This window comes from Mesorhizobium sp. B2-9-1 (assembly GCF_006439455.1).
Lineage (GTDB): Bacteria > Pseudomonadota > Alphaproteobacteria > Rhizobiales > Rhizobiaceae > Mesorhizobium.
Map to the genome: position 1 here is coordinate 35,604 of NZ_VFTP01000027.1, position 9,684 is coordinate 45,287.

At 62.6% G+C, this 9,684-nt stretch carries 12 protein-coding genes; 6 read left to right on the forward strand and 6 right to left on the reverse strand.

Features of this window, described 5'->3' with window-relative positions:
* The first annotated feature begins 140 nt into the window (after positions 1-140).
* Together FJW05_RS26495 and FJW05_RS26500 are read left to right on the forward strand one after the other, a co-directional pair.
* Positions 141-566: an Hsp20 family protein gene (locus FJW05_RS26495; protein ID WP_095769269.1), complete on the forward strand. Its 426-nt coding sequence runs from the start codon at positions 141-143 to the stop codon at positions 564-566.
* 63 nt (positions 567-629) lie between these two features.
* Entirely contained in the window at positions 630-887 is a 258-nt protein-coding gene (locus tag FJW05_RS26500) for a DUF1150 family protein (RefSeq protein ID WP_036257920.1), read from the forward strand.
* A 130-nt stretch (positions 888-1,017) separates the two neighbouring features.
* Here the strand turns inward: FJW05_RS26500 and ptsN are convergent, their stop codons facing one another.
* The 6 genes from ptsN to lptC all read right to left on the reverse strand — a co-directional run bounded on the left by ptsN (position 1,018) and on the right by lptC (position 6,254).
* Positions 1,018-1,482 carry a PTS IIA-like nitrogen regulatory protein PtsN gene (ptsN, locus tag FJW05_RS26505; protein WP_140546444.1) on the reverse strand — a complete coding sequence of 155 codons (465 nt, stop codon included), beginning with the start codon at positions 1,480-1,482 and terminating at the stop codon, positions 1,018-1,020.
* 61 nt (positions 1,483-1,543) lie between these two features.
* Positions 1,544-2,131 carry a ribosome-associated translation inhibitor RaiA gene (raiA, locus tag FJW05_RS26510; protein WP_140546445.1) on the reverse strand — a complete coding sequence of 196 codons (588 nt, stop codon included), beginning with the start codon at positions 2,129-2,131 and terminating at the stop codon, positions 1,544-1,546.
* Between the two features lie 305 nt (positions 2,132-2,436).
* Positions 2,437-3,966 carry an RNA polymerase factor sigma-54 gene (rpoN, locus tag FJW05_RS26515; protein ID WP_140636950.1) on the reverse strand — a complete coding sequence of 510 codons (1,530 nt, stop codon included), beginning with the start codon at positions 3,964-3,966 and terminating at the stop codon, positions 2,437-2,439.
* A gap of 176 nt (positions 3,967-4,142) precedes the next feature.
* On the reverse strand, positions 4,143-4,961 hold the full coding sequence (gene lptB / locus FJW05_RS26520; protein WP_140636952.1) for an LPS export ABC transporter ATP-binding protein: 819 nt from the start codon (positions 4,959-4,961) through the stop codon (positions 4,143-4,145).
* Positions 4,961-5,554, reverse strand: a complete 594-nt coding sequence (locus tag FJW05_RS26525; RefSeq protein WP_140636954.1) for an LptA/OstA family protein — start codon at positions 5,552-5,554, stop codon at positions 4,961-4,963. The genes lptB and FJW05_RS26525 overlap by 1 nt, the downstream gene beginning before the upstream one ends.
* Positions 5,541-6,254 carry an LPS export ABC transporter periplasmic protein LptC gene (lptC, locus tag FJW05_RS26530; protein WP_140546448.1) on the reverse strand — a complete coding sequence of 238 codons (714 nt, stop codon included), beginning with the start codon at positions 6,252-6,254 and terminating at the stop codon, positions 5,541-5,543. Before lptC ends, FJW05_RS26525 begins: the two co-directional genes overlap by 14 nt.
* Positions 6,255-6,648: 394 nt before the next feature.
* Here lptC and sppA point away from each other — a divergent pair, with 394 nt between their 5' ends.
* The 4 genes from sppA (at position 6,649) to FJW05_RS26550 (ending at position 9,570) form a co-directional block, all read left to right on the forward strand.
* Positions 6,649-7,605, forward strand: a complete 957-nt coding sequence (sppA, locus tag FJW05_RS26535) for a signal peptide peptidase SppA (RefSeq protein ID WP_140546449.1) — start codon at positions 6,649-6,651, stop codon at positions 7,603-7,605.
* Between the two features lie 77 nt (positions 7,606-7,682).
* Positions 7,683-7,967, forward strand: coding sequence for an integration host factor subunit beta (locus FJW05_RS26540; RefSeq protein ID WP_027165368.1), 285 nt, complete (start codon positions 7,683-7,685; stop codon positions 7,965-7,967).
* Between the two features lie 117 nt (positions 7,968-8,084).
* Positions 8,085-8,417 carry a LapA family protein gene (locus FJW05_RS26545; protein ID WP_140636956.1) on the forward strand — a complete coding sequence of 111 codons (333 nt, stop codon included), beginning with the start codon at positions 8,085-8,087 and terminating at the stop codon, positions 8,415-8,417.
* Positions 8,418-8,607: 190 nt separating this feature from the next.
* Positions 8,608-9,570, forward strand: coding sequence for an ornithine cyclodeaminase family protein (locus FJW05_RS26550; protein ID WP_140636958.1), 963 nt, complete (start codon positions 8,608-8,610; stop codon positions 9,568-9,570).
* Positions 9,571-9,684 lie beyond the last annotated feature (114 nt).

Genomic DNA, 9,684 nt, shown 5'->3' on the forward strand with positions numbered 1-9,684 from the left:
ATGAAGATGACGGTTCGACGAAACGTCATCCTGGTTTGGCGGCTTGAACTTGATCGCGCGACGGACCATATCAAGACCATCGGGAAAAATGCCATCCGGGTTTTTCCAGTTTGTGTCGCTCTTCAGAGGACAGTGTAACAATGAGTCGAATGACGCCTTTCTCCAGCCCGCTTCTCCTGGGTTTTGATGCCATGGAAAAGACGCTTGAGCGTCTGGCGAAGTCCGGCGACAGCTACCCTCCGTATAACATCGAGCGCCTCAATGCCGCCGACGGCAAGGCCGAAAGGCTGCGCATCACGCTGGCCGTTGCCGGTTTTGCAGAAAGCGACCTCGATGTCACCACGGAGGAAAACCAGCTGATCGTGCGCGGTCGCCAGACCGACGACACCGAGCGCGAATTCCTGCACCGTGGCATCGCCGCGCGCCAGTTCCAGCGCTGCTTCGTGCTGGCCGACGGCATGCGGGTGATCGCGGCGGAACTGAAGAACGGTCTGCTGTCGATCGATCTCGATCGGCCGGAGTCCGAGCGGATGGTACGGAAAATAAACATATCGGTGAAAGACTGACCTTTGCCGATGGCTCTATGCGAGGCGGCCGATCCTGGCGTCCTCGCGCCAAGGAGGCTTGAAATGACCAGAACTGACGAAACGATCACCATGACCAGCGGCGAACTCGCCCATCTCGGCGAAGGTTCGGTCGCTTATCTCAGGAAAGTGTCGAGTGACGACCTGCGCGGCCGCTTCCCCGGCCTTGGCGAGATCGCGCCCGGCCTGGAGCTGTGGGCGCTGTTTGCCGCCAACGGCCAGCCGATCCTGCTTTCCGACGCCCGCGACCGGGCACTGGCGGGCGCGCTGGAGAACGACCTCACCACCGTCGCGATCCACTAATCAGACGATGATCCCGAAGGTGGGAACCTGTTTTCGGGAAATGTCGATTGAAATAGCGACTGTGATGTCTGGAATCGAAAGGGCCGCCCCCGGCGGCTCTCGAGAGATTTAAGCCAAGAACCGAAAAACGTCAGGCCGCGTGCGAGGCCTGCGCATCCGACAACAACGCGTGGATCGCCACCGCGTCGCGCGTGCCCCTGATCTTGGCCACCGTGTCGGCATCGCGCAGCACGCGCGCGATGCGCGACAGCGCCTTGAGATGGTCGGCGCCGGCACCTTCCGGCGCAAGCAGCAGGAACACCAGGTCGACCGGCTGATCGTCCAGCGCCTCGAAATCGACCGGCGTCTCCAGCCGGGCGAAGACGCCGGCGATCCGCTTCACGCCGGCGAGCTTGCCATGCGGAATGGCAATGCCGTTGCCGACGCCGGTCGAGCCCAGCCGCTCGCGCTGCAGGATGGTGTCGAACACCTCCCGCTCCGGAATCCCCGAAATCGCCGCCGCCCTCTCCGACAGCAATTGCAGAAGCTGCTTTTTGGAATTCGCCTTCAACGCCGGCATGATCGCCGGAACGCTGATGAGATCGCTGAGATCCATGCTTGAAAAATCCCTTGCTCGCCTGCCGCGCCAGTCGTCGCCCCCTTGCGCGGCTGGCTTTTTATCCTTGCGCGACTTTGGTCGTCGATGGATCGATCCAGCCGATGTTGCCATCCGGCCGGCGGTAGACGATGTTGAGATGGTCGGTTCCGGCGTTGCGGAACAGGAAGACCGGGCTGTCGCTGTTGTCGAGCTCGATGACTGCCGAAGCCACCGACATGGTCCGCAGCGTCACGCTTGATTCGGCGACGATGACCGGAGCGAAGTCCTCCGGAATGTCTTCCTCGTCGTCGGCGAGGGGAGCCATCACGGTGTAGGCGATGTCGGTCGGCTCTTCGCCATTGCCGTTGCCGGTGTTGCGCGACTTCAGTCGGCGCTTGTAGCGCCGCAGCCGCGTTTCCAGGCGGTCGGCCGCCGCCTCGAAGGCAAGCGTCGGGTCCTGGGCGTCGCCGGTCGCCTGCAAAGAAGCGCCGGAATCGAGCCGGACCATGCAGTCGGCGGAGAAACGCGACCCCGATTTGATGACCGTGACATGTCCTGAAAAACCCCGATCGAAATATTTCTCGATCGCCTCGCCGACCCGGTCATTGATGCGTGTGCGGAACGCATCGCCGATGTCCATGTGTTTTCCCGAAATGCGTAGATTCATCTGAAAACTGACCTTCCTTGCTCAGGCTTCAAACTGTTCCCGAGTTTATACCCGTGGTGCGCGCGCACAAGCTTTGCAGCGGCATGCGCGCCGATTTTAGACCCGAACTTTCCGGTTGATCACAAGTCGCCTTCTTGGCCGTCCATGGCCGTGTCTGACGGACCCATTCGCAAGCGGGCATTACCGCCCTGCTCCATGCGGGCGGGCTTCTAGACACTTCATTGCGGCTTGTCAATGAAACTTGGGAATTGTGGAAAATCAGCACTTGCCGCACCGGCCAGGGCTTGCCGGGATTCGGACCAGGCCTAGCGGCCGGCGTTCGCGAGCGCCCGCTTTTCCCGCCGCCGCTGCACCGACGATGGGATGTTCATGCCCTCGCGATATTTCGCGACGGTGCGGCGCGCGATGTCGACCCCGCTTTCCTTGAGCATGTCGACAATGGCGTCATCGGAAAGCACGTCGATGGGCTTTTCCTCGTCGATCATCTGCTTGATGCGGTCGCGCACGGCCTCCGACGAATGCGCTTCGCCGCCTTCCGCGGAGGCAATCGACGCAGTGAAGAAATAGCGCAGCTCGAAGACGCCGCGCGGCGTCAGCATATATTTGTTGGCGGTGACGCGGCTGACCGTCGATTCATGCATGCCGATGGCGTCGGCCACCGTACGCAGGTTGAGCGGCTTGAGGTGACGCACGCCATGGACGAGGAAAGCGTCCTGTTGTCGCACGATCTCGGACGCCACCTTGAGGATGGTCTTGGCCCGTTGGTCGAGACTGCGCGTCAGCCAGTTGGCGTTCTGCAGGCATTCGGCGAGAAACTCTTTTTCCGCCTGGTCCTTGGCGTGGCTCGAAATGCGGGCGAAATAGACATTGTCCACCAGCACGCGCGGCAGCGTATCGGCATTGAGCTCGACCGCCCAGCTGCCGTCATTGGCGGCGCGCACCTCGACATCGGCGACAATCGCATCGCTCGCGCCGCCCGAAAACGCCAGGCCGGGCCGCGGATCGAGCGCGCGGATCTCGGCCAGCATGTCGAGCAGGTCCTCCTCATCGACGCCGCAGATGCGTTTCAGCATCTGGAAATCCCGCCGCGCCAGAAGCTCGAGGTTGGCGACCAGCGCCTCCATCGCCGGATCGAGCCGGTCGCGTACCGACAGTTGCAACGACAGGCACTCGGCAAGGTCGCGCGCGAAAAGTCCTGCCGGCTCGAAGGTCTGGCAGACGCCAAGCACCCGCGCCACCGTCGCGCCATCCGTGCCGAGCCGGACCGCGATCTCGTCGAGTTCGGTGCGCAGGTACCCGGCTTCGTCGAGCCCTTCGGCCAGCTCACCCGCGATAAGGCGTTCGCCGGGGCGCAGGGAGGCAAGCGCGATCTGCTCGCCGACATGGTCGCGCAGCGTGATGGCGGCCGCGGCCATGTCGCCGACGTCGAACCCCTCGGACGATGCCGCGCCCGCGCCGCCCCCGGCGGCCGACTTCCATTGCGCCGTGAGATCCGGCCCCAGCCTCTCGCTGGTGCCTGGATCGTCGGGAAACAGGTTCTCCAGGGAAGAATCGAGCTTTTGCGAGATCGCTTCCGCGCTCCACTCCATCTCGCCCGCGAACCAGTCGCCTTCGGTGTCCTTTTCCGGCGACGCCTCGCTTTTCTGGGATAGATCGCCGGCGGCGTCGTCCTGCGGTTCGGCCCGTTCCAGCAGCGGGTTGCGCTCGATCTCCTCGTCGATGAAGCGCTCGAGCTCGATATGAGTGAGCTGCAGCAGCCGGATCGACTGCATCAGCTGCGGCGTCATCACCAGCGACTGGGATTGTCTGAGCTGCAGTTTGGCTGCCAGCGCCATGATGGAATTCAAACGCCTCGTCTACGCGTCGACTGTTTTTCGGTCGGGCATAGAAACTGGCCCGGCTTTTGCTTGTCAAGCAAAACGCTATCAGCTGCGGCTTACCGGAGCGTTATCGATCGCTAAAATAACCGAAAGCCGTGACGAGGCCATCGAAACCGCGTCGAAATCCGCGGTCAGAGCGTGAAACCCTCGCCGAGATAGAGACGCCGCACATCGGCGTTGGCGACGATCTCGTCGGCGCGGCCATGCGTCAGCACCTGACCGGCATGGATGATGTAGGCGCGGTCGATCAGGCCGAGCGTCTCGCGCACATTGTGGTCGGTGATCAAGACGCCGATGCCGCGCGCCGTGAGATGGCGAACGAGCTGCTGGATGTCAGCGACGGCGATCGGGTCGATGCCGGCGAAAGGCTCGTCGAGCAGCATATAGGCAGGCCGCGTCGCCAGCGCCCGCGCGATTTCGAGGCGGCGCCGTTCGCCGCCCGACAGCGACATCGACGGCGCCTTGCGCAGATGGCTGATGTGGAACTCCTCGAGCAGTTCGTCGAGCGTGCGCTCGCGTTCCTTGCGGCTCTTTTCCACCACCTCCAGCACGGCCCGGATGTTCTGCTCGACATTCAGGCCGCGGAAGATCGACGCTTCCTGCGGCAGATAGCCTATGCCGAGGCGGGCCCGCCGGTACATCGGCATCGAGGTGACATCGAAGCCGTCGATCTCGATCGAACCTTCGTCGACGGGAACAAGGCCGGTGACCATGTAGAAACAGGTGGTCTTGCCAGCGCCGTTGGGGCCGAGCAGGCCGACGGCCTCACCGGCGCGCACGCCCAGCGTCACCCCGCTCACCACCTTGCGGCCCTTGTAGCTCTTGGTCAGCCCCTTGGCGATCAGGGTGCCCTTGAACTTCGCCTTGTCGGCGCTGACCGTCGCCGGCGCAGCGGGTTGTGCGGCTGCCCGTCCCGGAAGGCGGGCCAGCAGCGAAGTCACACCGGCCATTACTTGCTCGACGCTCCCTGCTGCTGCGCGTCCTGTTTCTGCGGCTTGAACATCATGATGACGCGAGGACAGCCTTCGACATTGCCGAGGCCGCTCTTCATCTGCACGGTGAGCTTGCAGCCCTTGAGCACATTGTCGCCCTGCGAGAGCACCACTTCCTTGCCGGAAAGCACCAGCACCTGTGTCTTCATGTCGAATTTGCCGGTGTCGCCGGTAGCGATCTGGTCGTTCGATTTGATGTAGACTTTGTTCTCGACCTCGAGGTGGTCGATATTGGCGGAGCCCGTCATCGCCGACGCGCCGGCCGCGGCGCTTTTGCCGGCATTGGCATCCTTGACATAGTAGACCGTCATCTTGCCGGCCTTGAGCAGGGTCGGCCCCTGATTCACGGTCACATTGCCGCTGAATACGGCCATGCTGTCGGCCTGGCGAACCTCGAGCTTGTCGCTTTCGATCTGGATCGGCTGGTCGCCCGACAGCTTGAGCCCGGGAATCTGGCTGGTCGCGCTCGACTGCGCGAGAGAATGCGCCGTTGCCAAAAACAGCAATGCGGAAGCAGCGCCCGGAAGCCATGCGGATTTACTGCGACGCATTCTGTTCTCCACCGTTTACCCCCGCTGCCTTCAGCGCAGCAGGATCTATGTTGACGCGAACCCGGTTCTCGAAGACCACGAGCCTGCCATTGTCCTCGACCGACATCGCGTCCGCGGTGATGCGCGACCCGCCACGGCTGACGTCGACCGGATTGCTCGTCTTCATAGAGCCTTTGCCCATGTCTAGGAAGATCGATTTGAACTTCGCCACCAGGCCGTCCGTCGTCGTCACGCTGACGTCGCTGGTCAGATCCATCGTGTTGGCGTCGCGATTGTAGATACCGTGCGCGGCATCGACCGACACGATGTTGTCGGTGGCCACCGGCAGTTTGGCGTTGATGCCTTCGAGGTCGATGACGGCCTGCTGGCCCACATCCTGCGTCGCCCTTGTCGCCGTCAGCGAATATGGCAGCTTCTGCTTGGTGAAGCCGTTGAGCTTCGGATTGGCCATCACCAGCTTGCCGTTGGAAAACGCCGTGCCGTCGGCCTGCACCGATACGGACACGGGCGCCTTGAGATAGGAATAGACCGGAAAGGCGACGGCGATCGCGACCGCGAGCAGCGGCACCGCGAATTTCAGCACGCGGACGCGGCGCGAGTGCCGCTGGGCGCGGTTGAACGCATCGCCACGCGTGCCGCCTTGGTTCGCGGGAGCCGATGCCTCACCGGCATCGCTCGTTTCGTCAGATCGCGCCAACATGACTTTTCTAATGGACCTTTGCCCGCCCAAACACCGCCTATAGGTGGTATGCCGGCACCTACAAGCAAGCACAAGCGGAGGAAAACTGCAAAAATGTGACAGCTGCCGCCCGCAAAATCGAAAGGAATTCGGCGAGACGGCCTGTACTTCATAGCAGATACGGACTGCTTGCGTTAATTTTTCGTGAGCCCGGCGTCAACGCCGGAGGCCCGAAGCCGGGGCCTTTCGGAACAGTTCCGGGAAAGCTGCGAGCGGTTTCCGACAGGAATTGCATCAGGACAAGAAAGTAGAGGGGTCACCGTTCTGTGAAGCGGATGACCCGCGCCAGGAAACGGTAGCCGTGTGTAGAAGCTTGCTTTAAAAGCGTGCTTTCCCACCACCCATGAGGCTGACAATGGCAATGAGAGCCGACGACCTGATCGACCGCCGCCGCTTGCGCCGCAAGCTGACGTTCTGGCGCGTGGTCGCGTTTCTGGTTCTGGCGGCAGCGATCATCGCCTTCTCGACCTGGGTCTATGACGACAATTTTACCGGCCGGGCGCTCCCCCACATCGCCAAAGTCAAGATCGAGGGCACCATCACCGAGGACGAGGAGCTGCTCAAAAGGCTGGAAGCGATCCGCAAGTCGCCGGAGGTAAAGGGCGTCATCCTGTCGATCGATTCGCCGGGAGGCACCACGGTCGGCGGCGAGTCCACATTCGACGCCGTGCGCAAGCTTGCCGGCGACAAGCCGGTGGTGGCCGAAGTCGGCACGCTGGCGGCATCGGCCGGCTATATGATCGCGAGCGCTGCCGACCACATCGTCGCCCGCAAGACATCGATCGTCGGCTCGATCGGCGTACTGATCCAGTATCCTGACGTCAGCGGTCTCATGGACAAGCTCGGCATAAAGCTGGAGGAGGTGAAATCGTCGCCGCTCAAGGCTTCGCCCTCGCCCTTCAAGCCGACCAATGACGATGAGCGCGCCATGGTGCGCAAGTTGATTCTCGACAGTTACGACTGGTTCGTCGGCATTGTCGCAGACCGCCGCAAAATGACGCATGAGCAGGCGCTGGCGCTGGCCGACGGTTCGATCTTCACCGGTCGCCAGGCTTTGGCCAACCACCTGGTCGACGCCGTCGGCGGCGAGCAGGAGGCGATCGACTGGCTGGCGACGAAGGGCGTGGACAGCAAGCTCAAGGTCGTCGAGTGGAAGGACAAGGACAGGCGTGGCGGTTTCTTGTTTTCCCAGTCGATGGCAAAAGTGGCGGCCAAGGCGCTCGGCCTGCCGGATGCCGGCGGCGATATCATTCACGAACTCGGCGCCGACCGCTTGTTTCTTGACGGTCTCGTTTCGGTCTGGCACCCTTAAGGTGCCGTTGGGACGAGCCGAAAAAGCAATAAAATCATCCTGATAATCGGTTGCAGTGGTTTTACGGGGAATGTTCTATGATCAAATCCGAACTTGTGCAGATCATTGCTGCACGCAACCCGCACCTTTTCCTGCGCGATGTCGAAAACATCGTCGGCGCGATCTTTGACGAGATCACCGATGCGCTTGCGGAGGGCAACCGGGTCGAGTTGCGCGGTTTCGGCGCCTTTTCGGTGAAGAACCGTCCGGCCCGCACCGGCCGCAACCCGCGCACCGGCGAATCCGTCGAGGTCGAGGAGAAATGGGTGCCGTTCTTCAAGACCGGCAAGGAGTTGCGCGAAAGGCTGAACGGCGGCAAATAGGCGCCGGGCGGCGGGTCGAAACGGCATCTTGGCGCCTAAAGGCATGTCTCCCGAAAGTGGAGACCGGTTTCAGGACAAGGACATGCGCGCTTCAAGAAGCCTCTCCATGGAGATTTGATGTTCAATCGCTTCATCCTCGTCGTGGTCTTCGTGCCGCTGGCCGTCATCCTGATCGCGCTCGCCGTCGCCAATCGCGGCCCTGTCGCCTTCACGCTCGATCCATTTCATCCCGGCAATCCCGCGCTGACGCTGAACCTGCCGCTTTTCATCTTCCTGTTCCTGGCTTTGGCCATCGGCATGGTCGTCGGAAGCCTGGCCACCTGGGTGAAGCAGGGGCGCTATCGCAAGCTCGCGCGCCAGCGCGGCCTCGAGGCGGAAAACCTGCGCCAGGCGGTGGGCCGCACGCCCGTGGCGCCCAAGGGACCGGCGCTGCCCAGCCCGACGAGCTAATGCATGTCGCCCAGAAGTGCGCCGCGGTTCTGGGACAACGACATGCATCAAAACAAAGACTTAAAGCGCGTCGCCTGAAATCTGTTCAGCACGACGCGCTTTAGCAATTCCAGGCAAAGTGCGTAGCGGTTTTCCGTCCGGAATTGCGTAGAAGATAATCGAGCGTCATTTCGACACCACGGAGCTTTCAATGTTGACCATTTCGGCCGCCGAGGTCGACCGCGCGCTGACCTTTCCCGGCCTTGTCGAGACATTGCACACGGCTTTTCGCGATGGCGCCGTGCAGCCGGTTCGCCACCATCATGGCGTCGAACGGCCGGACGGCGCCGCCTCGACCTTGCTTTTGATGCCGGCCTGGACCGACTTCAACGCCGCGGGCACCTCCGAGGGAGGCCATATCGGCGTCAAGATCGTCACCGTGTCGCCGGACAACAATGCCATCGGCAAGCCGGCGGTCATGGGCCTTTATCTTTTGCTCGACGGCGTCACCGGCGAGCCGCAAGCGCTGATCGACGGCCAACGACTGACCCAGTGGCGCACCGCCTGCGCCTCCGCGCTCGCCGCCTCCTATCTCGCGCGCAAGGACGCCTCGCGGCTTCTGGTGATCGGCGCCGGCGCGCTGTCACCCTTCCTTGCCAAGGCGCATTCTGCGGTCAGGCCGATCACATCCATCCGCATCTGGAACCGCACGCCGGCCAATGCCGAAAAGGTGGCCGCCGCCTTGCGCGCCAAAGGCCTTCCGGCAAATGCCGCCGGCGATCTCGACGCGGAGCTCGCCGAGGCCGATATCGTCGCTTCCGCGACCATCTCGAACACGCCGCTGGTCAAGGGCGCGCTGCTGAAACCGGGCGCCCATGTCGATCTCGTCGGCGGCTTCACGCCGACGATGCGCGAAAGCGATGACGATGCGATCAAGCGCGCCCGCGTCTATGTCGACACCCGCGCCGGCGCCACCAAGGAAGCCGGCGACATCGTCCAGCCGCTGGCCTCGGGCGTGCTGAAGCCGGAAGCGATCGTCGCCGACCTGCACGAGCTCGCCCGCGGCGAGAAACAGGGCCGGCAAACCGACGGCGAGATCACGCTGTTCAAATCGGTCGGCGCAGCACTTGAGGATCTCGCCGCAGGCATCGCCGTCTACAAGGCGCTCAAATAGGCAGTAGGGATTGGGCAGTAGGCAATAGGGAAGATAGACCTACTGCCTACTGCCTACTGCCTACTGCCTACTGCCTACTGCCTACTGCCTACTGCCTACTGCCTACTGCCTACT

Coding starts and splice junctions, on each gene's coding strand:
- lptB (WP_140636952.1), bottom strand. CDS start 4,961: ATGGCCGGTGTGACTTCGCTGCTGGCCCGCCTTCCGGGACGGGCAGCC.
- FJW05_RS26550 (WP_140636958.1), top strand. CDS start 8,608: ATGTTGACCATTTCGGCCGCCGAGGTCGACCGCGCGCTGACCTTTCCC.
- FJW05_RS26525 (WP_140636954.1), bottom strand. CDS start 5,554: ATGCGTCGCAGTAAATCCGCATGGCTTCCGGGCGCTGCTTCCGCATTG.
- lptC (WP_140546448.1), bottom strand. CDS start 6,254: ATGTTGGCGCGATCTGACGAAACGAGCGATGCCGGTGAGGCATCGGCT.
- ptsN (WP_140546444.1), bottom strand. CDS start 1,482: ATGGATCTCAGCGATCTCATCAGCGTTCCGGCGATCATGCCGGCGTTG.
- FJW05_RS26495 (WP_095769269.1), top strand. CDS start 141: ATGAGTCGAATGACGCCTTTCTCCAGCCCGCTTCTCCTGGGTTTTGAT.
- rpoN (WP_140636950.1), bottom strand. CDS start 3,966: ATGGCGCTGGCAGCCAAACTGCAGCTCAGACAATCCCAGTCGCTGGTG.
- raiA (WP_140546445.1), bottom strand. CDS start 2,131: ATGAATCTACGCATTTCGGGAAAACACATGGACATCGGCGATGCGTTC.
- FJW05_RS26545 (WP_140636956.1), top strand. CDS start 8,085: ATGTTCAATCGCTTCATCCTCGTCGTGGTCTTCGTGCCGCTGGCCGTC.
- sppA (WP_140546449.1), top strand. CDS start 6,649: ATGGCAATGAGAGCCGACGACCTGATCGACCGCCGCCGCTTGCGCCGC.
- FJW05_RS26540 (WP_027165368.1), top strand. CDS start 7,683: ATGATCAAATCCGAACTTGTGCAGATCATTGCTGCACGCAACCCGCAC.
- FJW05_RS26500 (WP_036257920.1), top strand. CDS start 630: ATGACCAGAACTGACGAAACGATCACCATGACCAGCGGCGAACTCGCC.